Source organism: Yersinia frederiksenii ATCC 33641 (assembly GCF_000754805.1).
GTDB lineage: Bacteria > Pseudomonadota > Gammaproteobacteria > Enterobacterales > Enterobacteriaceae > Yersinia > Yersinia frederiksenii.
The window spans coordinates 3323489-3349917 of sequence record NZ_KN150731.1 but is presented as its reverse complement, the minus strand read 5'-3'; the positions used below and the strand labels follow the sequence as shown (position 1 = coordinate 3349917).

The window sequence follows — 26429 nt, the reverse complement described above, 5'->3', positions numbered from 1 at the left end:
AATGGACAGTGGCCGATTACTGATGACGATCAGTGTACGGCAACAAAGACAGGTAGCGTGCGCGCTTGATACAACGGGCGAGCTGACGCTGGTATTTTGCACGAGTACCGGTAATACGGCTCGGGACAATTTTACCACTTTCAGTGATATAGTTTTTCAGCGTAGCGATATCTTTATAATCAATCTCTACAACGCCTTCCGCGGTAAAACGGCAGAACTTGCGACGACGGAAATAACGTGCCATTTGGCTAGTCTCCAGAATCTATAAATTCAATCTGCTCGGCATGCAGAACCAATTTGTTTAGCCCATTGCGGCCTTGATGGCAGCTAATGAAGCCTTCAACGGTTAACTGACTGCCGACCGTTATACTGTGAGTTAATGCTTGTGACTTTTGCCCGCTGACGATGATGGGCATTCTGCACCATGTTTGTCGGCTAAATCCGGCTTCCTGCTGTGTTGATCGGTGCTCAAGCACAAATTGACAATGCGGAATTCCAGAAGGACTTACTTTTCGAACCGGTGTCTTGCACACAGTGCCAGAGAGTACCAGACGATTAGTGGTCACCACGGCAATTACTCTTCAGAATCCCCAGCTTCAGAATCATCATTGGCTTCTGACGCGAAGTCGTGACGCTCACGGCGTTCGTCTTTCGCTTTAACCATTGGTGATGCTTCAGTTACCGCGTGTTTAACGCGCATAACCATGCTACGGATAACGGCGTCGTTGAAGCGGAAGTTTGTTTCCAGCTCATCGATCGCTTCCTGCGGAGCTTCAACGTTCAGCAGAACGTAGTGAGCTTTGTGCAGTTTGTTGATCGGGTAAGCCAGTTGACGGCGGCCCCAGTCTTCCAGACGGTGGATCGTACCAGCAGCATTAGTGATAGTTGCACTATAGCGCTCGATCATGCCCGGAACCTGTTCGCTTTGGTCAGGATGGACCATAAAAACGATTTCGTAATGACGCATCGATTATTGCTCCTTACGGATTATTCAGCCTCCTGATAGGGTCAACCGCGGCCCATGGAGGCAAGGAACGTGTTTGTGTGCGGCTGAAAAATGACGCGTAACTATACTTGCGGGCGGCTGGAAACTCAAGGACCGGCGGGGATTTATTCTTGTTCTAACCATTACTGAGCTAAAACCGCACTTTTTGTTCATTAAACAACCAATGGATGTAGATCCATTAGTTTAATAAATCTTTCAATAAAATCATTAGCTCAGCATAAATATCATTCACTTTTTTTGACAAAGTGAATCAATTACCAGGTATTTTTAAATTAACAAAAGCGACTAGAATTATTTACATCCACCGCAAAACAAGCGGCGTAGCAGATAGATAACTTATTCAAAGTATATAAATAAGATTTTGGAGTCACCTATGAAACATACACTCGCCATCGCAACCGCACTCGGCTTGGTATTATCGACCAGTGCGTTCGCCGCTACTGAAATAACCGCCCAACAAGCTATGCAGCAACAGCGCGTCAGTATTGGTGCTCTGTCATTGGGTCACAATGTCGTTTCTCCTGATGATGCCACTGCACAAGTCAGTAAATTAGCGGATGAACGCGGGGCAACTTCTTATCAGATAATTGCTATGCATGAACCCGGCGATAATAGTTCTATACACGTTAATGCCGTTCTGTATCGCTAAGATTCAATAGACAAATACAACACCAGAGAAATACCAACAAAAAAGAAAGCCCATACTCAACTCCCCCGCCTGTCGGGGGCTTTTTTTATAGATACTGACTGAAAAAACGCGCCCCTGCCGCCAAGGCAGTAGGTGTGATTTTATGGCCAATGCCCGCTTCGGTAAGATATGTCAGGTAATTATCCCCTCCGCTCGCCCTCAATTCTTGAACCAACCGTGCACTCTCTGCTGCAGGCACTACATCATCAGCGTCGCCATGCCACACCAATAATGGGCGATCCGTGATTTTTCCCAACTGGTGCGAGAGTTCATAATCAGCCAAAGGGGACACACGGCGCTTCAATTCTGCCGGGCTAACCTTTTCCCCCGCCTTCAATGGCGGAAACAGTGTCTGTGCCAACGAGGTAAAATAACCGGACCCCATAAAATCAGCAGCAACCCTGACCCATGGATAGCGGGCAAAGGCCCCCAAAGTGGTCATTCCCCCCATCGATGCGCCCGCCACCCCAATACGTTCGCCATCAATTAACCCCGCCTGCTGATAGTGCTGTTTAAGGGCTGGCAACTCATCAATATTTGATTTTAAGATCTCCCAGAAGTGGGATAGCCGTTGAGTTTCATCACCGTTAAATCGAGCACCATGCATATCCGCATCCGGCGCTATAGTACGAAAACCCGCTTGGGCAAAAGCATAGGCAAAGTAGGAGTAAACCTCTTTTGACGAGGTATAGCCGTGGAAAAAGAAAATAGTGGGTAACGGCTGCTGGCGCTTACCCGCAGGGGCCGCATGGATGACTTCAATACCATTAATATTTTCCAGCGACATCTCAATCATGGTGAAAACCCTTTGTCTATTAGGCCGAGCATAAACAGGAAAAACCGATTTATACCGCATAAATTCAGTGTGCCAAAACAAAGATATAAAGTCTTAAATCAATTTCTTCCAAGATATTACCCACAGATGGGCAGTGGCAGAGTTACACTTGAGCCATGACGGGCATGGTAGTGACCGCCCTACGGATAAAGAGGCAAAGATGAATATAAAGCGTGCGATGGTATTCTTACTGATCACTCTGGGGCTCTCGGCTTGTAGCGCCTTTTACGTTACTCCGGTTCCCCCTCCTGCGGTTCAGCCTTATGCGCAAGAAATCACTCGAGCCCAAAGTGGCAACTTACAAAAAATAGGCACAATTTCGGCTCAGGTGTTTGGCAGCCCAATGGATATCGAAGCAGAAATTAAGCGCAAAGCTAATGCCAGCGGTGCGCCTTATTATTTGATTATCATGATGTCTGACAGTGTTTACCCCGGAATCTGGTATGCCAACGCTGTGCTATATCAGTAATTGGCTCTATCAGAAGAGAGCCATAGGGTTAACGTGAGCCGGATGCCCGATTCAGTAGCAATGAACAAACCTCTTCCGGCAGCATGTACTGGTCACGATGATCCAGCGTCATGCGGCACCAGGCATCGGCTAATGGCGGTGAGGCAAAACGCAGTAATTGAGCTGCACAACACAAATCAAACAGTTGCTGGGTTAGCGCCCGTCCCTGCTCTTCCTTCGGATTTTTCAGCCGTTGCTGCAACTGCCGCCAGGCACGATCAAATAGCCGATTTTGCCCACGTATTGGATAAAAGTCTTGCTGAAGCATGTCCAGCGCGGTTGGCAACTTACGTAATGTGCGCAATACATCCAGGCACATAATATTGCCAGAGCCTTCCCAAATACTGTTTACCGGCATTTCACGATAGAGTCGCGGCAACTCACTTTGCTCGCAATACCCAATGCCCCCTAGCACTTCCATCGCCTCCGCGACAAACGCACAACCCAGCCCGCAGACCCGATACTTAGCCGCTGGGGTGAGTAATCGGCTGAAAATCTGCTCCTGAAGGTCGTAGGTTTTGCCCATCGCACTGGCTAAGCGCATCAGCAAGGCTGTATGGCCCTCTAAGCGCAATGCCATACGGCTTAGCACTTGTCGCATCAACGGCTGGTCCACCAATGCCTTGCCAAAGGCCTGCCGCTGCCAGGCGTGATACAGCGCGACGGAGAAAGCGCGTCTCATCAAACCATGGCTGCCCAAAGCACAATCAAAGCGGGTATACCCACCCATTTTCAGTATTTGACGAATACCGTCGCCCTCATCACCCAATAGCCAGGCAGTGGCATTATCAAACTCAACCTCACTGCTGGCATTGGAGCGGTTACCGAGTTTCTCTTTCAAGCGCTCTAATCGAACAGCATTATAGGTGCCATCTGGTAATATTTTAGGTAGGAAGAAACAGGATAATCCGCCCTCAGCCTGCGCCAAAACAAGGTGCGCATCACTTTGCGGCACGGAGAAAAACCATTTATGCCCCACCAGACGGTAAGCCTCACCATTGCCGCGCACCTCTAGAGGTTCCGCCCTGGTGGTGTTGCTGAGCACATCAGAACCGCCTTGTTTTTCTGTCATGCCCATGCCAATCAGTAAGCCCCGTTTTTCAGTGGCCACAACTTGATGAGAATCATAGCGATCTGAAAGCAGTGACGGTAACCAACTGTGGAATTGAGAAGGGAGTGTTTGTTGCAGCAGTGGTATAGAGCCGAATGTCATGGTGATGGGGCATAACGAACCGGCCTCTACCTGTGCATGCAAAATAAACCGTGCTGCGCGCGCCACAAAAGAACCTATCCGGGCATCTTCCTGCCAAGGTAAATTATGTACCCGGTGATTGACCAGCTCTTGCATCAACACATACCAGGCGGGATGAAAGCGCACCTGATCCAACCGCTGACCTGCGGCATCGTAACGTAATAACTCTGGAGGATTGGTGTTTGCCAGCCGCCCTAATTCAAGCGACTCTTGTGAACCAAGTTGTAGTCCAATCCGCGAAAGATCCTCGCCATCCCAGCCAGCATGTTCCCGCATAACTGCTTCCCGCAAGGCCATGTCAGACAGAAATAAATTACTGTTCGACAAAGGCTCTGGCTGATTGAAAACCAAGTGAGTCTGCCACTCCATACCTTCCTCCATTTCGGTACTCATTACGAAACCAGCATTCATAAATCAGGATTAAGTATGGTGCAGACTGGGCTTTTTGCTGGCGGGCTTATCACAAATGGAGATTAATCTACTCTATATGACTGATAGTGATTAAAAATTCCTCTATCCGAAAAAAAAGACCAACATCCGAAAATATTGGCCTTTTTGAAATGATGGAATGAAATGCATATACCCAAGTTACTTCGAGGTGCAGGTAGGCGTCCCCAGGACGCTTACACCAGTAAGTGACTGGGGTGAGTGAAGGCAGCCAATCCCTGCATCTTGAAGGGCGACGGGTATATTAGGCTTTCAGTGCTCGCTGGCGTACCGCTTCAAATAAACAAACGCCCGTCGCGACTGACACATTCAGCGAAGAAACACTACCGGCCATTGGAATACTGATCAGCTCATCACAGTGTTCGCGGGTCAGACGGCGCATACCTTCACCTTCCGCTCCCATCACCAATGCCATTGGGCCCGTCATTTTGCTCTGATACAGCGTATGGTCTGCTTCACCGGCCGTCCCGACAATCCATACATTGTGCTCTTGCAACACACGCAAAGTACGCGCCAGATTAGTGACTTTAATCAATGGCACATTTTCAGCAGCACCACTGGCAACTTTCTTGGCAATCGCATTAAGCTGTGCAGAACGATCCCTAGGCACGATAACCGCGTGGACACCAGCTGCATCTGCACTACGTAAACAGGCCCCTAAATTGTGTGGGTCAGTGACACCATCCAGCACCAGTAAGAAAGGTGTTTCCACGCTTGCCAGCAACGCCGGTAAGTCATTTTCCTGATACTGACGCCCTTCACGGACTCGCGCCACGATACCCTGATGGACGCCGCCCTCAACCTGTGAATCCAACCACTGGCGGCTCGCAACCTGAATCACCAAACCGGCAGCTTCCAGCTCGCTAATCAACGGCTGTAGGCGACGATCGTCACGACCTTTCAGAATAAAGACTTCCAAAAAACGTTGTGGATCATTGTCTAACAAGGCTTTGACGGCGTGAATGCCGTAAATAATTTCGCTCATGATGCTCTTTTACATGTGTCGGCAGGCAAAATGTACCCGTCATACTTCAAGCTGCATGTGCGTGGGCTGCTTGCTTTCACCCGAGTTATTGACCGGCGTCAACTCATCGGGGTTCACTCGCTGCCTTCCTGCAACTCGAATTATTTAGGGTATGATTGGCTTGCCAATGATTAAATTAATGCGGGCGACCGGGGTCACCCGACAATTCAGCAGTCAAATCATGCAGCAGACCATTACTGGTCGCTACTGGTTTTCTTCTTAGCGCGTTTAGCCTTGGTGGCTGCGGCGATTTTCTTGGTCTTGGCAGACGCTCTTTTCGCCTTAGCTTTGGCCTTTTTCTCAGCCAGCGCTTTCTCATCTAACTTGGCAGCGGCATCTGTTGGTCGGAAAGCACTGTCCGGCTCAAAGTTTGCCGGCTTTTTAGCACGACGAGGGCGTTGTTGCCCACTCCCTGCTGGTGCACTATCACGACGCGACGAACTCGATGAGTTGCTGCGACCACCACGGCCAGTGGAGGTGTCGCGCAGGGTTCGTTGGCCATCTACTTTCTTGGCTTTATCACGCGCAGTCTTACCTTCTCCCCTCGGCTTACGGGTACTGGAGACCAGAGCAAAGTCAATTTTGCGCTCGTCCATATGTACCGCTTCTACACGAATTTCCACCGTGTCGCCCAACCGATAAACCTGACCCGAAGATTCGCCAATAAGACGCTGGCCGATGTTGTCGTAACGGTAATAGTCATTGTCCAGGCTGGAAACATGCACCAAGCCGTCAATAAACAGGTCATCCAGCCGCACGAAGAAACCAAAACCGGTAACACTGGCGATAATACCGGTGAAGACCTTGCCCACCTGATCCTGCATAAAGTCACACTTCAGCCAATCGGCCACATTACGGGTGGCTTCATCGGCGCGACGTTCAGTCATTGAGCAGTGTTCGCCCAATTGCAGCATGTCTTCGTATTCACTGTGCCAGCCACCGGTTGGTGTCCAGCGCTCTTTAACATTGCCGTGTTCTTTTGCTAACTGATATTTGATAGCACGGTGCATTGCCAAGTCTGGATAACGACGAATTGGCGAGGTGAAATGCCCATAAGAGGCTAGCGCCAGACCAAAGTGACCACGGTTTTCTGGATCGTAAATCGCTTGTTTCATTGAGCGCAGCAACATCGTTTGCAGCATCTCATGGTCCGGGCGATCGGCAACTTCATCCATTAACACCGCATAATCTTTTGGCTCAGGCTTCAGACCACCGCCTAACGTCAGACCCAACTCACTGAGCACACTACGCAGTGCTGAGATATGGTCATCACTTGGGCGGTCATGCACACGGAACAGCGCTGGCTCATTGTGTTTTTCCACAAACCGCGCAGCAGCAATGTTCGCCAGAATCATGCACTCTTCAATTAGCTTATGCGCATCATTACGCATGGTCGGTTCAATACGTTCAATGCGGCGTTCAGCATTGAAGATAAACTTGGCTTCTTCTGTTTCGAAGGCAATACCACCACGTTCCGCACGCGCCTGATCCAGTACTTTGTACATCGCATGAAGTTCTAACAAATGCGGCACTAGCGGCTTATATTGCTCACGCAGTGATTCTTCACCATCAATGATTCGCCACACTTTGGTATACGTCAGACGAGCATGAGAGCTCATTACCGCTTCATAGAACTTATAAGACGAAAGCTTGCCCTGTGAGGAGATTGTCATCTCGCACACCATACACAGGCGGTCTACCTGCGGATTCAAGGAGCAAAGGCCGTTTGACAGCACTTCCGGCAGCATAGGGACTACTTGCGATGGGAAGTAGACCGAGTTACCACGGCTGCGGGCTTCATCATCCAATGCTGTGCGCGGGCGTACATAATAGCTAACATCTGCAATGGCAACCCACAAACGCCAGCCACCGCCGCGTTTTTTCTCACAATACACCGCATCATCGAAGTCACGGGCGTCTTCACCATCAATGGTGACCAATGGTAAATTACGTAAATCTACCCGGCCTTTCTTCGCCTCTTCCGGCACCTGTTCTTTCAGGTCTGCTACTTGTTTTTCAACTTGTGGCGGCCAGGTATGTGGAATTTCATGGGTGCGCAGCGCGATATCCACCGCCATGCTGGTGCCCATATTCTCACCGAGCACTTCCACTATTTTACCGACCGCTTTTGTGCGGCGAGTCGGGCGCTGTGTCAGTTCAACCACCACCACGTAGCCCATACGAGCACCGCTGATAAATTCTGGTGGGATCAGAATGTCAAAACTCAGACGGCTGTCATCTGGCACCACGAAACCCACACCAGCATCGGTAAAGTATCGACCGACGATTTGGCTGGTTTTCGGCACCAAGACCCGCACAATACGCGCCTCACGACGACCTTTACGATCAGCCCCCATAGCTTGAGCCAGCACCACGTCACCGTGGATGGCCATTTTCATCTGCTCGGCAGAAAGGTACAGGTCTTCTTTACTTCCCTCTACCCGTAAGAAACCAAAACCATCACGGTGACCAATAACAGTACCGCGTAATAAGTCCAGGCGCTCCGGCAAGGCATAGCACTGACGACGAGTGAAGACTAATTGCCCATCACGCTCCATCGCGCGCAGACGACGGCGCAGCGCTTCTAAAGCCTCTTCACCGGATAAATTAAGTTCATTGGCCAGCTCTTCACGGCTGGCAGGTGTTTCGCGCTTCGCGAGATGAGCCAAAATGAATTCCCGGCTAGGGATCGGCGACTCATATTTCTCTGCTTCTCGTTCCAAGAATGGATCTTGTGACATTGCGGTTCCTCCGTTGTCATCAGCAGGTCTTATACCCTGCGTACTTGAAGTGGCAGGGGTGTTAGCTGCGCGTTCTCACCCGAATCACTTACTTGTGTAAGCTCATCGGGATTCGTTTGTTGGCTACCTACCTGCAACCCAAGTTCTTTGGGCATATATTTCTTTGGTTAAGAAAAAAACTACTCAACAAGTAATAGCTTATAGAGTGGGGCATTATCTTGAACCATATCGGCCAAAGTATAGTTATCCAGCTCGTTTAGGAAACTTTGCACTGCCTGATTAAGCACTTGTTTCAGACGGCAAGCAGGTGTTATATGGCAAAAATCACTGCTGCAATTCACGAGAGAGAGTGGTTCTAACTGGCGCACAACATCACCAATCCGAATCTGATCAGCGGGCTTACCCAGCCGTATCCCGCCATTCTTCCCTCTTACAGCCGTGACCAACCCGACACGGCTCAACTGATTGATTATTTTAACCATATGATTTCGGGACACGCCATAGACCTCAGTCACCTGAGAAATGCTGGTCATTTGTCCTTCAGGTAGCGAGGCCATATAAGTAAGTGCCCGCAAACCATAATCGGTAAAACTTGTTAACTGCACGTATACCCCTGAGTATCAGTTTACCCGGCTTAAACCCATCTAAGATGACACGTTTTGGATAGATTATAAGTGCGATTCTAAGTGCTATTTAGAAAACCTATACTTTGAATGATAAACCAGCCACAAAGCTTGCGGCTAATCATTTAGGTGAAGGGTGGGTCTTTTGATGTAAAAACGGCTTACCGAAGGAACAACAAACCGGGCATTAGCCCGGTTTGGATGTTTTGATCACGTAGATTTGACAATAATGCTGTCAATTACGCATCAAATGGGTCGCGCAGGATCATAGTTTCTTCACGATCAGGACCGGTAGAGATAATATCAACCGGAACACCGGTCAGCTCTTCTACACGTTTGATGTAGTTCAGCGCTGCCTGTGGCAATTTACTGTGTTCTTTCACGCCAAAGGTCGTTTCTGACCAGCCTGGCATAATTTCGTAAATTGGCTCAATACCTTCCCAGCCTTCTGCAGCCAATGGCGTGGTATCAACTTCACGGCCATCAGGCATACGATAACCCACACAAATCTTCACTTCTTTCAGGCCATCAAGCACGTCCAATTTGGTCATGCAGAAGCCAGATAAAGAGTTTATTTGTACAGCACGGCGCACCGCAACAGCATCCAACCAGCCAGTACGACGGCTACGGCCAGTGGTTGCGCCATATTCGTTACCTTGCTTACGCAGGAATTCGCCCGTTTCATCGTTCAGTTCAGTCGGGAATGGACCTGCACCAACACGAGTAGAGTAAGCTTTTACGATACCCAGCACATAATCAACATAACGTGGACCCAGGCCTGAACCTGTTGCTACGCCACCAGCAGTGGTGTTAGATGAAGTGACATACGGATAAGTACCGTGGTCGATGTCCAGCAAGGTGCCTTGGGCGCCTTCGAACATGATGAATTCACCTTGCTTACGAGCATTATCCAGCAATTGGGAAACATCAACTACCATTGCGGTCAGAATATCGGCGATAGCCAATACTTCATCCAGCACGGTTTGATAGTCAACAGCATCTTCTTTGTAGTAATGCACCAACTGGAAGTTGTGGTAATCCACAATTTCTTTCAGTTTGATAGCGAAGGTTTCTTTATTGAACAAATCGCCGACACGTAGACCGCGGCGGGCAACTTTATCTTCATAGGCAGGACCGATACCACGACCGGTAGTACCGATAGCTTTTGCACCACGTGCTTTCTCACGCGCATTATCCAGAGCCACATGATAAGGCAGGATTAATGGGCATGCTTCGGAGAGTAACAGTCGCTCACGTACAGGCACACCGCGCGCTTCAAGTTCTGTCATCTCTTTCATTAAAGCGTCAGGCGCCAATACAACACCGTTACCGATGATGCTGGTTACGTTTTCACGTAGAATACCTGAGGGAATTAAATGAAGAACGGTTTTCTCACCGTTGATAACCAAAGTATGGCCAGCGTTGTGACCACCTTGATAGCGCACAACATATTTAGCCCGTTCAGTCAGCAGGTCAACGACCTTGCCCTTACCTTCGTCACCCCATTGGGTGCCCAGTACGACGACGTTCTTACCCATCTCAAAAATCACCAGGTTGCTTAAAAAAGGATTCTAACATCTCATCAGGCTGCTTTCAGTACTTTTTAACACATAACTGCACAATTTTTGTGCTTACATTTAGCCACCCATGCGGCTACGCAACATGTAGTAGATAACCACGCCAGCAACCACTAATCCTCCGCCAAAACGGCGTAAAGTGGTATCAGGTAATTGGGTCATCGCTTGAATCATTTTGCGCCAGGCCTTGGGATAAAGCATCGGGCCAAGCCCTTCGAGTACCAAAACCAAACCCAATGCTAGCAATATGGTTGAATTCATTGTTTATCTCAGCGGGAAAAGGCTGCCTCAAATAAAAAAGGCCCGCGTGAACGGGCCTTACTGTTACGGTCGAAAATGGACAGTCACAACCACCGTTATGGGCGTTTGCTAGAGTTATCCGGCGATCTCATGTAGCGGAAGAAATCGCTATCCGGGCTCAGAACCATCACATCATTGCCGCTGCTGAAACTGTTTTCATAAGCGCGCAGGCTACGAATGAAAGCATAGAAGTCAGGATCTTTACTGAATGCATCTGCAAACAGACGAGCCGCTTCGGCATCGCCGCCACCGCGAGTAATACGCGCCTGACGTTCTGCTTCTGCCAGTGTACGTGTCACTTCATAGTCAGCAGTTGCACGCAACTTCTCGGCTTCTTCCTGACCTTGTGAACGGTGACGACGAGCTACCGCTTCACGTTCAGCACGCATACGCTGGAAGATAGCGTCAGAAACTTCAGCTGGTAAGTTGATTTGCTTGATTCGAACGTCAACCACTTCAATCCCCAGTGCCGCCATGCTGTTTGGGTTAACCGCTGGCTGTTTGCCACGGGTTTCCTGTTCAACACGCGCTGCTGCAGAGGCAATAGCATCATCCGCTTCAGTCGTTACCGCTTCTTCACCATCACCCACACTCCCGGTGTTCAGCGCATCACGCACATCTGAAGTCAAACGACCACGGGAGTCAGTGACGATATCGCGAACATTCAGGCGACCAATTTCAGAACGCAAACGGTCACTGAATTTACGTTTCAACAGCACTTCAGCCTGAGAAACATCACCACCACCGGTGGCCAGATAGTAACGGCTGAAATCGCTGATACGCCATTTCAAGTATGAGTCAACAATCAGGTCTTTCTTCTCGTTGGTCACAAAACGGTCAGCTTGGTTGTCCATGGTTTGAATACGGGCATCCAACGTCTTCACTGTTTCGATAAACGGTATTTTGAAGTGCAGGCCTGGTGCATACACCAATGGCTTGTTATCACTATCACGCAATACCTTACCAAAGCGCAGCACGATGCCGCGCTCACCTTCTTGTACCACAAACAGCGAAGCGTAGAGTGCTACCAACACCACAACGACGATAAGTAAAAAAGACTTACGCATTGGTTATTCTCTCCCTACGCGAGTGGAAGTATCACGCTGGGCATTCGCCCGGCGCTGATCCATGATAGAGCCACTGGTTGAACCGGTGCTTGAGTTACTTGCACTAGATTCTTGGCTGCTATTAGCAGAGGAAGGCGGATTCAAACGAATCAGACTTGTGTCTTTACTGCTATCCGCTTTATCTGCGCCTTGTCCGCGCATCAGTTGATCCAGCGGTAACACCATCAGACTGTTGCCTTTGTCATTAGCCAGCACTTTGCGGGTATGACCGAGGACCTTCTCCATGGTTTCGATGTACAGACGTTCACGGGTAATTTCCGGTGCAGCCTTATACTCAGGCAGCAACTTGGCAAAACCGGCAACCTCACCTTGCGCTTCCAACACTTTACGTGCGGCATAAGCACGAGCATCTTCTAACAGACGCTGCGCCTGACCATTAGCACGAGGCTGAACTTCGTTGGTGTAGGCTTCTGCTTCACGAATATACTGTTGTTCGTTTTCACGAGCCGCAATCGCATCATCAAATGCTGCTTTAACTTCTTCCGGTGGCCGAGCTGCCTGGAAGTTAACGTCCAGCAGAGTAATACCCATGTTGTACGGACGAATGGTTTCTTCCAGTACACGCTGAGTATCGCTACGAACGATAGTACGGCCTTCGGTCAGGATTTTATCCATGGTGTATTTACCAATAACACCACGAACTGCACTGTCAGTTGCCTGACGCAGGCTGTCATCCGGATTCGTCACGCTAAACAGATAAGCGGCCGGGTCAGTCACGCGATACTGAACGTTCATTTCGATGCGAACGACGTTCTCATCAGAGGTCAGCATGACACCTGAAGCCGCCAATTCACGCACCGACTCGACGTTCACCGGGGTCACTGCATCGATAAAGGTCGGTTTCCAGTTCAAACCAGGTTGCACGATGTGGCTTAATTTACCCAAGCGTGTAACAACACCGCGCTCAGCTTCTTTAATTGTATAGAAACCACTTGCTGCCCAGATAACCACAACCGCAACCACAGCAATGCCAACAATACGACCACTCAAACCAGGGCCTCTTGTGGTACCACCGTTATCATTGCCGTTTCCGCCACCTTTGCCACCGAGGCTACTCAGTTTTTTGCTCAGTTTACGGAAGATATCATCCAGATCAGGCGGCCCTTGGTCACGACCACCTTTATTATTGTTATTTCCGCCAGAGTTGCCGCCATTATTATTGCTGCTCCCCCACGGATCGCGGTCCTGTCCGTTATTACCGGGCTGATTCCACGCCATGTTTTAGCTCCATTCTTCTATGATTGGTTTTCTTCAGGCCAAGAGCACATGCCAAAGAAGCTGGCTCTCAATCTCACAAGAAAGATCAGATATTCCCTTCGCACTTGAAATTGTTGAGGCGCTAGCGGCGTTCATTCACCTGAATCATTTACTTGTGTAAATTCATCGGGATTTATTCACTGGCTGTCTACCTGCAATCCCAAACTCTTTGGTAATAATCAATTAATTAGCCACGACGGATTAATTAATAATATAACTGATCAACTCCTGCTCTTGTTTACAGAGACGACGCCAATCAACGATAGGCATTCTTACCACCATACCGACGCTCCCGTCCTCGTCTATCCACTCTTTTTCAATTGCCTGAAGCTGGTAAAAACGGCTACGCAAACGGCCTGCCTGAGGCGGCAAACGCAATTCAAAGTGTGCGATCTCACCTGAAAGGCGCTCCGTCAACGCTTGAAAGAGCAACGGGATACCTGCGCCGGTTTGGGCTGAAAGCCAAACTCTGACTGGCAGATTCTCTTCGTTGCGATCGATTCGCGGGACAAAATCATCCAACAAATCAATTTTATTCATTACTAATAGTGTAGGAATTTCATCCGCCTCGATCTCTGCCAATACAGAATCGACCGCGGCCATATTCTCGGCTACCCGAGGATCAGCTGCATCAATAATGTGTAACAGTAATGAGGCTTGCCGCGTTTCTTGTAATGTCGCTTTAAAAGCAGCAACCAGATCATGCGGCAAATGCCGGATAAAGCCTACCGTATCCGCCAACACTGTGTCGCCCACATCAGCCACATTAATACGGCGTAAAGTGGGATCCAGGGTGGCAAATAATTGGTCAGCTGCATAAACATCAGCTGCCGTAATTTTGTTAAACAGGCTGGATTTACCGGCGTTGGTATAACCCACCAAAGATACTGTTGGAATATCAGCACGGGTACGCGCACGCCGCCCTTGCTCTCGCTGTTTTGCCACTCGCTCCAATCGGCTTAAAATCAAGCTGATTCGGTCACGTAACAAACGACGGTCAGTCTCCAACTGGGTTTCACCTGGCCCTCTTAGGCCAATTCCCCCTTTTTGACGCTCAAGATGCGTCCAGCCACGTACCAAACGGGTCGCAATATGACGTAATTGTGCTAATTCGACCTGTAATTTACCTTCATGGGTACGGGCCCGTTGGGCAAAAATATCTAAAATTAGCCCAGTACGATCAATAACCCGGCATTCGCATAAACGCTCAAGATTTCGCTCTTGCGCAGCAGAAAGGGCGTGATCAAACAAGACAACAGACGCGCCACTGGCTTTTACCGCGTCAGCAATTTCTTCGGCCTTTCCCTCACCAACAAAATACTTAGGATGCGGTGCTTTGCGACTACCCGTCACAATTTGCAAAGCCTCTACACCCGCAGAAGATACCAGCGCTTCAAACTCACGCAGATCCTCTGAGTTTTTATCTTGTGAGAAATAAATATGAACCAGTACGGCCTGCTCACCGGCTTCATAACGGTCAAACAAACGTGCAACCTCTCAAACGGATCAAAACCGCTAGTGCGGAGAACATAAGCCCGAATCCGTTGCCTATGTCCCCCGTCATAGTTGACCAGCAATGCGCTTTATTCAGCGTCATCGCTATCCTGCTGCGGTTGTTGCGGCGCAGATGGATTACTACCATGATAATTATTGGTGCTACCACTCGGATTATTGCTGTGATGCGATACCGGGCGAGAAGGCACTACAGTAGAAATGGCATGCTTATAAACCATCTGACTAACTGTGTTCTTTAACAGAATGACAAACTGATCAAAAGACTCAACTTGGCCCTGCAGTTTAATGCCATTCACTAAATAAATAGAAACCGGAACCCGTTCACGACGCAATGCGTTCAGGAACGGATCTTGCAAAGATTGCCCCTTAGCCATTCTATATTTTCCTTATTTGCTTGTTGTTATTAACTAAGAACCTATCGGCTCGAAAATAAACTGCGTAAAAAAAATCCGCGCGTTGAGTACTAATCAATTGTACACAATCATTCAACCTATGCACTAACAACCTGTATTACAGAGTCTAAAGCCTCTCCCGGCTTATCACTGTCGAGCCACTGGACTGAACCCCAGCCCCGCAACCAGGTCATTTGGCGCTTTGCCAGTTGACGTGTCGCACAAATTCCGCGGTAAACCATTTCGTTGTAATCAATCTCACCAGACAGATAAGACCACATCTGCCGGTATCCCACACAACGAATGGCAGGCATATCCGTATGCAAATCACCACGGTCAAAAAGCGCCCTAGCCTCTGTTTCAAACCCAGCATCCAGCATCTGATGAAAACGTAATTCAATCCGCTGGTGCAAGAGTTCCCGGCTAACAGGCGCAATCGCAAATTGGTGAACCCGGTAAGCTAAGGTTTCACCTGAAATTTTAGTCAGTTCTGTTAGAGTTTTACCTGAAATCAAAAAAACTTCCAGTGCTCTGGAGAGCCGTTGAGGATCATTAGGATGAATTCGCGCCGCGGCGACCGGATCGATTTCGGCCAACTGCTGATGTAATGCCTCCCAACCCAGCTCTGCGGCCTGCTGCTCAATACGTTCACGCACTTGCGGGTCAGCCGACGGCAATGGTGATAATCCATCCAATAAGGCTTTAAAATACAACATTGTGCCCCCCACCAGCAGCGGAATGCGTCCGGCGGCAGTAATCTCGGCCATCTCTTTTAAGGCATCTTTACGGAAATCGGCTGCGGAGTAGGATTGCGCAGGATCGCGGATATCAATCAGGCGGTGTGGCGCCAATGCCAGCTCTTCAGCACTGGGTTTCGCCGTACCGATATCCATGCCGCGGTAGATCAGGGCGGAATCGACACTAACGAGCTCAACAGGTAGCCGCTGTCTCAGCGCGATGGAGAGCGCTGTTTTACCCGAGGCAGTTGGCCCCATAATAAAGATTGCCGGTGGCCGGTCTAGCGTTTCAATGTTATTCATGTTTCAGGGTTGCCAATGCAGCCTTTATATCAATAGGTTGTAATAAGCCAGCAGGCGGTGATTTTACCAACTGTGGGCAAAGACGTTCAACATCCGTCAATAACTGTATCGCTTGAGACACATTCCATACCTCATGTTCACTGCCAAGATGGCGAGAAATCCATGTGGCCAGAGCATCTGGCGATATCTCTTCATGTTGCGACAGATAGCCTAACAGTTCCGGTATCAGTTTTTGTAAATTTTGTTGGCGTAATGGTAAAGATACCGCACGTAAGGTCGCTCTTGCGTGTTCAACCGCCAACTCTATCCCCATAGTTGCTAACAATTTTTGATGGCGCTGACAGGCGGCGGCCTCATTTTTATCTAATGTCAGTTTTAGTGGGATCAATAAGGGTTGAGGACGCAACCCTTCAGCTGGTGGATTTAATTGAGCTTGCTTCAACCAGCGCTCGGCAACTGTTAGTGCCAGTAATGCTAAACCTTGCTTATATTCAATCAAAGCATAGCAAGGGGGAAATACCGTTAATACTCGGCCAAAGCTGTAGCTATCACCATTAAGTGGCTCTTCCGCCGGTATCTGACGAATAACAGGGGCCAGAGTAAGTGTGTCTACCGGTTTATTCTCCGCCGCCGGTTGCACCAGTTGACGATATAACTCGCCTTGCTGCTTTTGATAAGGCTGGCCCGGATGATAGGCCGGAATATGTTCGCGAGCAGAGGAGCGCCCAGTTGTTATTGACTGTTCTGCACTTGCTGCTCGTTCTGCAGGCCGTGTTGGTGAAGAGGGGGGCCGCTCTGCTGGCTGGGCTATCGTCGATTCCGGTTGAGCATATTTATTAACCCCCGCCGCTACACGATTTTCAGGTTGCCAGCGCGGGGCCTCTATCTCTTCACCATCTTCATTAATGTTCAGAACTGGGGTGGCAGCTTGCTGTAAGACGGTGGTGACTGCTTGATAAATAAAATCATGTACCAGCCGTGCCTGATGGAAACGCACCTCATGTTTCGCCGGATGGACGTTAACATCAACCTGATGTGGGTCGATATCCAGATACAATACATAAGCCGGTTGTTGGTCGTCTTTAAGTAAATCCTGATAAGCCTGACGGATTGCGTGGTTTATCAACCGATCGCGCATCATGCGATTATTGACATAACAATATTGCATTTCACTGAGTGTTCGGCTGGCGGCAGGATCAGCCACCCAACCTCGGATGGTCAAATCGCCATGTTGCCAGGAAATCGCCAATGCATGCTGCAAAAATGCCGGGCCACAGATACTCGCCAGACGACGCTCATGTTGGGAAGGATCTGGGGCTGCGCGATAGTGGCGCATTAACTTACCGTTATGGCTGAGATTAATCGCCACATCAAAGCGCGCCAGCGCAATGCGCCGCACCACTTCATCAATATGGCCAAACTCAGTTTTTTCAGTGCGCATAAATTTGCGGCGAGCAGGCGTATTATAAAACAGGTCCAGCACTTCAACAGTGCTACCCACTGGATGGGCTGCGGGCTTAATGGTCACGGCCATATCGCGGCCTTCGGCATAAGCTTGCCAAGCCTCATTCTGCTGTGCGGTGCGCGACGTCAACATCAACCGGGAGACAGAACTAATACTGGCTAAGGCTTCACCGCGAAAACCCATACTGAGGATAGCTTCCAGATCCTCCAGCGAGCTTATCTTACTGGTTGCATGGCGAGCCAACGCCAATGCCAGATCATCTTTGCTAATACCGCAGCCATTATCACGGATACGAATCAATTTAGCTCCACCACGTTCGATATCAATATCAATCCGTGTAGCTCCCGCATCCAGGCTATTTTCTACCAACTCTTTCACTACCGACGCAGGCCGCTCTACCACTTCACCGGCGGCAATTTGGTTAGCAAGCTGTGGTGGCAGAATCTGAATCGGCATCGCAGTTCCTTTCGCTTATGACTGTGGGATCGTGAGGGTTTGCCCCAGTTGGACATTGCCTGACTTTATCTTATTTGCTCGCTCAATTTCGCTCATCGACACACCATATCTAGCCGCAATAGCTGACAAGGTATCGCCGCGTTTTACCTGATGTTTAACCGGTTTTGCTTTAGCAACTGCTTTGGGTACGCTAACCGCTGCACTACTGCCCGATGCCGGAACTTTTAAACGCTGACCGACCCAGACCACATCATTTTTCAGCGTGTTATTTTGCCGCAATACCGCCATGCTAACACCGTATTGATTGGCAATGCCGGATAAGGTTTCGCCACGCTGCACTTTATGGATCTGCGTTTTTCCCGTGGCAATTGGCTTGGCGGCAGTTGACCTGCCGCTTTGTGCGGTACTAACAACTGGCTCAGGCTGATTAACACTAGAGCGCCGTGAAGAAGAATCAACCGCCGCTGTTTCAATGAGCGGGCGGTTTTCGACCTTTGGGTCGGCTTGTAGCGGATGCGCCAGGAAATAACTGCGTAAGCCTTTATAAATGGCATTCGCAATTTTCTCCTGATACGCGCTACTGCCAAGCAGCCGCTCCTCCGTACTATTACTGATAAAGCCGGTTTCCACTAACAACGAGGGAATATCCGGTGAACGTAACACGCCAAGGCTAGCGTGTTCCGGCCGACGCTTATGAATGTCGCCGATTGATTGCAGCTCATTTAGCACTTTAGTTGCCACGTCATAACCCACGCGCTGTGAGTGACCAAATTGCAAGTCCAGTACTGCCTGACTCAAATAAGGGTCTGATGCAGTATTTGCCAGCACATCCCCCGCACCACCAAGTAGCTCAGATTGCTTCTCATGCTGCTCTAACCAATTACCCATTTCACTGTTGGCGCGACGATTTGATAGCACCCAGACCGACGCCCCCGTTGCACTCCGGTTCGGTGCGGCATCAGCATGAATCGAAACCAATACGTTCGCACCCTGCTTACGCGCCACATCAGAACGTCCCATGACTGAAATAAAATAATCGCCATTACGGGTCAAAACCGGTTTAAACATGGGGTCACTGTTAAGCAGAGCCTCAAGCCGACGGGCCACCGCAATAGTGACTCTCTTCTCTTGCAGACCATTTTGCCCGATAGCCCCTGGATCCTGGCCACCGTGCCCTGCATCGATGGCGACCACGACGCGATTACTATTATTCGCAACACGGGTGGTTTTAATCGGGCGAGCGGTATTCGTGGTGGTGCTCTCGCTACTCATCACTACGGTTGGCTTGTTGTTAAACGGATTTTTAGCCACTGACGTCGTATTGGCGCTAGTCACTCGCGACTCGGTATTCGTATTTGCCGCCTGTGATGTCAGCCGTCCGGCATTAGGGCTAGGTGTATTGGTTTGGCTTAGTGGCGTATTATTTTGGGTTAATGATGTACTGTTCGGACTCGGCGTGGATTGGACCTGACGAACCGGAGCACTACCCGCTGCGGTCATGGTAATCACGACGGTGTAATTATTGCCCGACTGTTGAGTCACCGCGCGGGTTTTCACTTTTTGCGTCAGTTCCAGCACCAGCCGGGTGCTTTGCTCATCTTTGGGAGTACTAGAGCGAATTCTTTTCAGCAGATTTTGCCCACTGAACTCCAGTGGCAATCCTGAGAGGTTGCCACTCTGACGCACATCCAACACCACCCTTTCTGGCGCGTTTAATGAGAAGAAAGCATAAATCGGTTGCCCATCAAAACTGAGTGTAACCCGGCTTTCGGTCGGGCCATTATTGACCTTAATATCTGTTAGTTTCATGGCCAATGCGGACGGCTGAGTGAATAAACTCACTAGCATCAGCATTACTGTGGTCAATGTTCGTTTCCAGCGCATTTTTTGCGTTAAACAATTTATTCGCGTCAAGCTATGCGTCATTATCAGATTATCCTTGCACAGCAGCTAAACGGCGCAATACATCGGCACCGGCATCAGAAATAGCCATTAGACGTGCTTCACGTCCTTCATCCTGATAAGCCAAATGCAGCTCCACATCCGCCTGAGGCAAGAATCCAGCCCCTTGCTGTGGCCATTCCACCAGACAGATTGCCTGCTTATCAAAATAATCACGAATACCCATAAACTCCAGCTCCTCGGGGTCAGCCAGACGATATAGGTCAAAATGGTAAACCGGTCTTGGTGTTAACGCATAGGGTTCTACCAAAGTATAAGTGGGGCTTTTAACATGCCCTGAATGGCCGAGGGCTTGCAGAAAACCCCGGCTGAAAGTCGTTTTTCCGGCACCTAAATCGCCGAACAGATAAATCACGCTGGCACCATTGAAGACATGGGCCAAAGAAGCCCCTAATGCAACGGTCGCTGCCTCATCAGGCAAAGGTAAAACGAGTTCTTTCATTCTATGATATCTATCTTGCTAACTCAGGATTAACGTACTTCGGAATAACTGGCAGCAAATCGGTCGCCAGTAACCCCCGGGAGCCTTGAACTTCAGCCAGTTTGTCTGCGGCGACGCCATGCACCACACAACCCGCGCAGGCAGCATCATACAGCACCAGCTTTTGTGCCATCAAACTACCAATAATACCGGACAGAATATCCCCCATACCGCCAGAGGCCATACCGGCATTACCCACATCGGCAATTGCCATTTCGCCCTGTTCACTGGCTATAAGGGTACCAGCCCCTTTCAATACCACCACACCACCATATTGTTTAACAATGTTACGGGCGGAAAGTAAGCGGTCACTCTCAATATCAGCGATGCTGCAACCGAGCAGGCGCGCAGCTTCGCCAGGATGAGGAGTCAATACTCGATTCTGACGCCTATGCGGATTTAATGCCAGCAAGTTGATTGCATCGGCATCCCATAATGCTGGTTTATCACTTTGTTGCAATAAATTCAGAGCATTCCTGCCCCAGTCGGACTGACCTAACCCCGGCCCAACCACCAATACATCAGCCCAACGGATACTTTGTTCCAGTGCCTCATCCGTCAATTCCTGCACCATCAACTCTGGACGGGCAGCCAGAATCGGTGCCACATGCTCAATGTGAGTGAGTACTCGCACTAACCCTGCACCAGCGCGTAAAGCGGCTTCCCCCGCCATTCGAATGGCTCCACCCAACCCTTTGTCGCCACCGACTAGCAATAAACGTCCATGCTCACCTTTGTGCGCACAAGGCCGACGTGGTTTTAACCACTGCGGCAGATGTGCCGCAGTCATGCGCTCAATTTGTACCGGTTGGGCTGCTAACCATTGCGTGAGCCCCAAATCATTACAATGTAAATGCCCCACCCAATCTCGCGCCTGGCCTGTAAGTAAGCCGGGTTTTAAGGTGACAAAAGTCAATGTATGGTCGGCACGAATAACTGAGCCTAAGGCAGCACCACTGTCGGCACTCAAGCCAGAAGGAATATCTAGCGCAATTTTGGCGGCCCGATGGCGGTTCGCGGTATCAATCAGTGTGGCATAAGCACCTTGCGGCGCAGCTCGTAGGCCAATACCCAGTAATCCATCGATAATTAAATCGACATGCTGTGGCCACGGAATATCTGGCTGATGAATAACACCACCCGCCGCTAACCATTGGGCTTGGGCCTGATGAGCTTCTGCGGGGAGTGGCCGGTTGCCCCCACAGGCAATAAGCGTGACATTCAGCCCCGCCTCTAGTGCCCGGCTGGCAACGATATAACCATCACCACCATTATTGCCGTGACCACACAAAATCAGCCAATGTCGCGCCGTAGGGTATTGCTTACGCGCCAAGTCAAACGCAGCATTTCCTGCTCTAACCATCAAATCAAACAAGGTCAGGGAGAAATATGCAGCAGCGATTGCCTCATTCTGACGTACCCAATCCGCAGAAAAAACAGAGTGTGGTAAACTAACACCGATTTGTTTCTTACTATGGTCCGTCATGGCACACCCCCTCTTTCTGAATCAATTAGCCCAACATATCAAGCAATGGGGGCAATCGCTAGGTTTCCAACAAGTTGGTATCTGCGATACGGATTTGTCTGCGGAAGAACCGCAGTTACAGGCCTGGCTTGATAAACAATATCATGGCGAAATGGCCTGGATGGCCCGCCACGGTATGTTGCGCGCGCGCCCCTATGAATTATTACCGGGAACTTTGCGGGTGATCAGTGTGCGGATGAATTATCTGCCTGCAAAGGCGGCATTTGCCAGCACGTTAAAAGATTCAGAGCTAGGTTATGTCAGCCGTTATGCATTAGGCCGTGATTATCATAAGTTATTGCGCCAGCGCCTGAAAAAATTGGGCGATCAAATCCAAAACTATTGTCTTGAGCAACAGGAACCAGGAGCGGGCATTGACGTTAATTTTCGCCCGTTTGTTGATTCAGCACCAATCATGGAGCGGTCACTGGCGGCGAAAGCGGGGATCGGCTGGGTTGGTAAGCACTCACTGATTTTAAATCGTGATGCTGGCTCCTGGTTCTTTCTGGGGGAATTGCTCATTGACCTGCCCCTTCCCGTCGATAAACCACAAGAAGAGCAATGTGGTCGCTGCGTCGCCTGCATCACCACCTGCCCAACCGGTGCGATTGTCGCCCCTTATACCGTTGATGCACGCCGCTGCATCTCCTATTTGACGATAGAACTAGAGGGCGCAATACCCGAAGAATTCCGGGCGTTAATGGGTAATCGGATTTATGGTTGCGATGATTGCCAGCTAATCTGCCCGTGGAATCGCTTCTCACAGTTAACCGATGAAGAAGATTTCAGCCCACGAGCGGTACTGCACACACCACAGTTATTAGATTTATTCTTCTGGAGCGAAGAGAAATTTTTACGCGTCACGGAAGGTTCTGCTATTCGACGAATTGGCCATCTGCGCTGGTTACGCAATATATCGGTCGCACTGGGTAATGCGCCTTATCTCGACCGTATTGTATTGGCATTGGAAGCACGCAAAGGTATTCATCCCATGTTGGATGAACATATTGAATGGGCAATCTCACAACAATTGAAAAGACGGTCTACACTGATTGTGGACATTCAAACGCCGCAGAAAAAACGGCTGGTAAGAGCCATTGAAAAGGGCCTCCCCCGAGACGCCTAACGCCACTGTCACCTAAAGTTGAATAACTTTTGGTGCGGTGTTTTAAACTATTTTTGTAATGAATGAACTCAGAGTTTTCCTGTGCATAAAAATAAAAACACCTTGTCAATCAAGTGCAAAAAAAAGCACAAGTGATCGGCATAACGTTTTCAAATAAAAATATATGCAATTAAATCAAGGGAATATAAAACAAGAAATAAAATCGGTTAAATCATGAGCTGAATACAAAAAGAACAGAATCTGTGGATAACTCTGTTGAAGAAGTTAATACAATATATGTAAAACGAGGCATAGCGCGTAATTTGGCTGTGGATAATTAAAACTGAATTGAATGAAAAAATTTGGAGCGGGAAACGAGACTCGAACTCGCGACCCCGACCTTGGCAAGGTCGTGCTCTACCAACTGAGCTATTCCCGCATTGAGATGCTAATACACCCTGCTGTCATCTGACGGCATTTGATATTCATGGCTGAAGATTGGAGCGGGAAACGAGACTCGAACTCGCGACCCCGACCTTGGCAAGGTCGTGCTCTACCAACTGAGCTATTCCCGCATCACATGTATTAGTGAGTGCTCACCGATACTGTTAGCTTCTGCCACTACTTTTTAAAAATTTGGAGCGGGAAACGAGACTCGAACTCGCGACCCCGACCTTGGCAAGGTCGTGCTCTACCAACTGAGCTATTCCCGCTCTGGTGCCCTACTTTCCAGTACTGAATCAGTTTGCGCAAGCTTGCGAATTCTTCATCGGTACGGGGTGCGCATTATACGAGAAATCCGTTTTGCCGCAAGCCCCTGAAAGCAAAAAAATCATTTTTCGGTTTAAGTGCCGATTAAATCGGCAATATGCGCATTTTGCCAGCACTGCCAGTAAATTAAAACATCATCGAGACTAATTTATTAAGCAAGGCATAATTTTAAAGCGAAAATACAGTATATACCCAAAATCCCTGGAACCGCAGATGTGCGGCAAACACACGTACCTCGATGAGCTTACTCAAGTAAGTGATTCGGGTAAGTGTGTGCAGCTAGCGCCCCTGTATTTTCAAGGATGAAGGGGATTAAGGCTGAATAAAATGTTCACGATAGTAAGCTAGTTCAGCAACTGACTCGCGAATATCATCCAAGGCTTGGTGTGTATTCTGTTTTTTGAAACCCGGTAGAATTTCAGGTTTCCAGCGGCGAGCCAGCTCTTTTAAGGTGCTGACATCCAGATAACGGTAATGGAAGTAGGCTTCCAGTTCTGGCATATAACGGAACAAGAAACGCCGGTCTTGGCCCACGCTGTTACCACATATAGGTGAAGTACCCGCCGGAACCCACTGCTGCAAAAATTCAATGGTTTGCAATTCAGCATCATGATCATTAAAGGGGCTGGCTTTAACCCGCTCTACCAAGCCACTGCCTGTATGAGTGCGCACATTCCATTCATCCATTAGAGCGAGTTGTTCATCAGACTGATGGACTGCCAACACCGGGCCTTCTGCCAGGATGTTAAGATTCGCATCGGTGACCAGAGTGGCGATCTCGATGATCCGATCCCGCTCAGGATCAAGACCGGTCATTTCCAGATCGATCCAGATCAAATTATTTTGATTCTCTGCCATGATATTTCCTGCCTGTTAGCTGGGGAGACTACCGAACAAACGGTTAATTGATAAAATAATGTGTATCATAGCCTTTTTGGTCGCAACGAGCGATATACACACAGAACTTGGTGTTGTAGCGATTATCGCTAACCTCCCAACAACATTAAGTCCGAAAGGTATACCCGGAGTCATTAGGGTTGTAGGTAGATGGTGGGCGAAAGAGTGCCTATAGGCTGACTCAAGCGCAACCAACACCTTTGCAACGTGAGTACGAAGGGTAAAATGTAAGATTCAAGTGAGGCGCAGTGAGCAAGAACAAACTGTCCAAAGGTCAACAACGACGTGTGCAGGCTAACCATCAGCGTCGGCTACGCACGGATAGAAAACCTGAGTTAGATGACTCTCAGCTTGGCGATGCACAAGAAGGTATTGTCATCAGCCGTTTCGGTCAGCATGCCGATGTCGAGGCCACTGATGGTGTTCAGCACCGTTGTAATATCCGTCGTACCATCAAGTCACTGGTGACCGGCGACCGTGTAGTCTGGCGTCCCGGTCTGCAAGCGCAAGAAGGTGTTCGGGTTAAAGGTATTGTCGAGGCCGTTCATGAGCGGACCTCCGTTCTAACGCGTCCTGATCTTTATGATGGCGTAAAACCGATCGCCGCTAATATCGACCAGATCGTTATCGTATCGGCGATCTTACCTGAACTTTCTCTTAATATTATCGATCGCTATCTGGTGGCCTGTGAAACACTGGATGTTGAGCCATTAATCGTACTGAATAAAATCGATTTACTGGACGCGGACGGCCGTAAATTCGTTGATGGCATGATGGATATTTACCGTCGTATTGGCTACAACGTATTGGAGGTCTCCAGCCAAACCCGCGAAGGGATGGAAGCCTTTGAACAGGCACTGGCCGGGCGCATCAGTATTTTTGCCGGTCAATCTGGTGTGGGTAAATCCAGTCTGTTGAATGCCTTGTTACCGCCAACAGACAATGAGATTCTGGTCAATACTGTTTCCGACAATTCGGGTTTGGGCCAACACACCACCACCGCGGCTCGTTTGTATCATTTCCAGCATGGTGGCGATGTTATTGACTCACCAGGGGTACGAGAATTCGGCCTCTGGCATCTGGCTCCGGAACAAATTACGCAAGGATTTGTCGAATTCCGTGATTATCTCGGTCATTGCAAATTCCGCGATTGCAGCCATACCAATGACCCTGGTTGTGCACTGCGCGAAGCCGTGGAACAAGGCAAAATTGCCGAAGAGCGTTTTGATAATTACCATCGAATTCTGGAAAGTATGGAGCAGGCAAAACCTCGCAAGACATCAGATAGCGACGAAAAATGATGTCTTAATGACAAATGCCATGCCCAAATTCATTTGTGGGTGCATAAAGCGATACCCAATAGATGTCGAGTTGCCGGTAGGTGGTCACTGAGCAAACCCAAGGAGTTGAAATAACTCAATGCCTTGGGTGATTG

The 26429-nt window shown here is 49.2% G+C and carries 24 protein-coding genes and 3 tRNA genes; 4 read left to right on the top strand and 23 right to left on the bottom strand.

What is annotated here, in order from left to right; genetic code table 11:
* Positions 1-16: 16 nt before the first annotated feature.
* The 3 genes from rpsR to rpsF are packed head-to-tail and all read right to left on the bottom strand — an operon-like array spanning position 17 to position 967.
* Positions 17-244, bottom strand: coding sequence for a 30S ribosomal protein S18 (rpsR, locus tag DJ58_RS06890; protein WP_002210155.1), 228 nt, complete (start codon positions 242-244; stop codon positions 17-19).
* 4 nt (positions 245-248) lie between these two features.
* On the bottom strand, positions 249-569 hold the full coding sequence (gene priB, locus DJ58_RS0121865; protein WP_020282467.1) for a primosomal replication protein N: 321 nt from the start codon (positions 567-569) through the stop codon (positions 249-251).
* 5 nt (positions 570-574) lie between these two features.
* The gene (gene rpsF, locus DJ58_RS06895; protein ID WP_002210153.1) at positions 575-967 is read right to left on the bottom strand and encodes a 30S ribosomal protein S6; all 393 of its coding nucleotides are present in this window, start codon (positions 965-967) and stop codon (positions 575-577) included.
* A 412-nt stretch (positions 968-1379) separates the two neighbouring features.
* Here rpsF and DJ58_RS06900 point away from each other — a divergent pair, with 412 nt between their 5' ends.
* A complete protein-coding gene (locus tag DJ58_RS06900; protein WP_004707024.1) occupies positions 1380-1655 on the top strand; it encodes a YdgH/BhsA/McbA family protein in 276 nt (91 codons plus the stop codon).
* An 85-nt stretch (positions 1656-1740) separates the two neighbouring features.
* On the opposite strand, the gene yjfP is transcribed toward DJ58_RS06900, so the two are convergent.
* On the bottom strand, positions 1741-2490 hold the full coding sequence (gene yjfP, locus DJ58_RS06905; protein WP_004707023.1) for an esterase: 750 nt from the start codon (positions 2488-2490) through the stop codon (positions 1741-1743).
* 199 nt (positions 2491-2689) lie between these two features.
* Between yjfP and bsmA the strand changes: the two genes are divergently transcribed.
* A complete protein-coding gene (bsmA, locus tag DJ58_RS06910; protein ID WP_032910422.1) occupies positions 2690-2998 on the top strand; it encodes a biofilm peroxide resistance protein BsmA in 309 nt (102 codons plus the stop codon).
* A 28-nt stretch (positions 2999-3026) separates the two neighbouring features.
* Here the strand turns inward: bsmA and DJ58_RS06915 are convergent, their stop codons facing one another.
* From DJ58_RS06915 to nnr, 15 genes are all read right to left on the bottom strand, one after another.
* A complete protein-coding gene (locus DJ58_RS06915) occupies positions 3027-4670 on the bottom strand; it encodes an isovaleryl-CoA dehydrogenase (RefSeq protein WP_032910420.1) in 1644 nt (547 codons plus the stop codon).
* A 310-nt stretch (positions 4671-4980) separates the two neighbouring features.
* Entirely contained in the window at positions 4981-5721 is a 741-nt protein-coding gene (gene rlmB, locus DJ58_RS06920; protein WP_004707020.1) for a 23S rRNA (guanosine(2251)-2'-O)-methyltransferase RlmB, read from the bottom strand.
* A 233-nt stretch (positions 5722-5954) separates the two neighbouring features.
* On the bottom strand, positions 5955-8501 hold the full coding sequence (rnr, locus tag DJ58_RS06925) for a ribonuclease R (protein WP_032913262.1): 2547 nt from the start codon (positions 8499-8501) through the stop codon (positions 5955-5957).
* 179 nt (positions 8502-8680) lie between these two features.
* Positions 8681-9106 (bottom strand): nitric oxide-sensing transcriptional repressor NsrR, encoded by a 426-nt coding sequence (nsrR, locus tag DJ58_RS06930; protein ID WP_004707017.1) that lies wholly within the window; start codon positions 9104-9106, stop codon positions 8681-8683.
* 257 nt (positions 9107-9363) lie between these two features.
* Positions 9364-10662 (bottom strand): adenylosuccinate synthase, encoded by a 1299-nt coding sequence (locus tag DJ58_RS06935; RefSeq protein WP_032910419.1) that lies wholly within the window; start codon positions 10660-10662, stop codon positions 9364-9366.
* 99 nt (positions 10663-10761) lie between these two features.
* Positions 10762-10962 (bottom strand): DUF2065 family protein, encoded by a 201-nt coding sequence (locus DJ58_RS06940; RefSeq protein WP_004707015.1) that lies wholly within the window; start codon positions 10960-10962, stop codon positions 10762-10764.
* A 95-nt stretch (positions 10963-11057) separates the two neighbouring features.
* A complete protein-coding gene (hflC, locus tag DJ58_RS06945) occupies positions 11058-12068 on the bottom strand; it encodes a protease modulator HflC (protein WP_004707014.1) in 1011 nt (336 codons plus the stop codon).
* A gap of 3 nt (positions 12069-12071) precedes the next feature.
* Positions 12072-13346 (bottom strand): FtsH protease activity modulator HflK, encoded by a 1275-nt coding sequence (gene hflK / locus DJ58_RS06950; protein WP_004707013.1) that lies wholly within the window; start codon positions 13344-13346, stop codon positions 12072-12074.
* 240 nt (positions 13347-13586) lie between these two features.
* A complete protein-coding gene (gene hflX / locus DJ58_RS06955) occupies positions 13587-14870 on the bottom strand; it encodes a ribosome rescue GTPase HflX (protein ID WP_004707012.1) in 1284 nt (427 codons plus the stop codon).
* Between the two features lie 98 nt (positions 14871-14968).
* Positions 14969-15274 (bottom strand): RNA chaperone Hfq, encoded by a 306-nt coding sequence (hfq, locus tag DJ58_RS06960; protein WP_004392473.1) that lies wholly within the window; start codon positions 15272-15274, stop codon positions 14969-14971.
* 116 nt (positions 15275-15390) lie between these two features.
* Positions 15391-16332, bottom strand: coding sequence for a tRNA (adenosine(37)-N6)-dimethylallyltransferase MiaA (miaA, locus tag DJ58_RS06965; protein ID WP_032910417.1), 942 nt, complete (start codon positions 16330-16332; stop codon positions 15391-15393).
* Positions 16325-18253: a DNA mismatch repair endonuclease MutL gene (gene mutL, locus DJ58_RS06970; protein ID WP_004707010.1), complete on the bottom strand. Its 1929-nt coding sequence runs from the start codon at positions 18251-18253 to the stop codon at positions 16325-16327. Before mutL ends, miaA begins: the two co-directional genes overlap by 8 nt.
* Positions 18254-18268: 15 nt before the next feature.
* Positions 18269-20107: an N-acetylmuramoyl-L-alanine amidase AmiB gene (amiB, locus tag DJ58_RS06975; RefSeq protein WP_032910515.1), complete on the bottom strand. Its 1839-nt coding sequence runs from the start codon at positions 20105-20107 to the stop codon at positions 18269-18271.
* Between the two features lie 79 nt (positions 20108-20186).
* Positions 20187-20657 carry a tRNA (adenosine(37)-N6)-threonylcarbamoyltransferase complex ATPase subunit type 1 TsaE gene (tsaE, locus tag DJ58_RS06980; protein ID WP_004707008.1) on the bottom strand — a complete coding sequence of 157 codons (471 nt, stop codon included), beginning with the start codon at positions 20655-20657 and terminating at the stop codon, positions 20187-20189.
* 10 nt (positions 20658-20667) lie between these two features.
* The gene (nnr, locus tag DJ58_RS06985; RefSeq protein WP_004707006.1) at positions 20668-22182 is read right to left on the bottom strand and encodes a bifunctional ADP-dependent NAD(P)H-hydrate dehydratase/NAD(P)H-hydrate epimerase; all 1515 of its coding nucleotides are present in this window, start codon (positions 22180-22182) and stop codon (positions 20668-20670) included.
* On the opposite strand from nnr, the gene queG reads away from it, so the two are divergent.
* Positions 22181-23347, top strand: coding sequence for a tRNA epoxyqueuosine(34) reductase QueG (gene queG, locus DJ58_RS06990; protein WP_004707007.1), 1167 nt, complete (start codon positions 22181-22183; stop codon positions 23345-23347). The two genes, nnr and queG, sit on opposite strands and share 2 nt — an antisense overlap.
* Before the next feature lie 342 nt (positions 23348-23689).
* Here the strand turns inward: queG and DJ58_RS06995 are convergent.
* The 4 genes from DJ58_RS06995 to orn all read right to left on the bottom strand — a co-directional run bounded on the left by DJ58_RS06995 (position 23690) and on the right by orn (position 24955).
* Positions 23690-23765, bottom strand: a tRNA-Gly gene (locus DJ58_RS06995).
* A 60-nt stretch (positions 23766-23825) separates the two neighbouring features.
* A tRNA-Gly gene (locus DJ58_RS07000) sits at positions 23826-23901 on the bottom strand.
* A gap of 62 nt (positions 23902-23963) precedes the next feature.
* Positions 23964-24039, bottom strand: a tRNA-Gly gene (locus DJ58_RS07005).
* A gap of 370 nt (positions 24040-24409) precedes the next feature.
* A complete protein-coding gene (gene orn, locus DJ58_RS07010; RefSeq protein ID WP_004707004.1) occupies positions 24410-24955 on the bottom strand; it encodes an oligoribonuclease in 546 nt (181 codons plus the stop codon).
* A gap of 287 nt (positions 24956-25242) precedes the next feature.
* Between orn and rsgA the strand changes: the two genes are divergently transcribed.
* Positions 25243-26295, top strand: a complete 1053-nt coding sequence (rsgA, locus tag DJ58_RS07015) for a small ribosomal subunit biogenesis GTPase RsgA (RefSeq protein ID WP_032910415.1) — start codon at positions 25243-25245, stop codon at positions 26293-26295.
* The last annotated feature ends 134 nt before the right edge of the window (positions 26296-26429 follow it).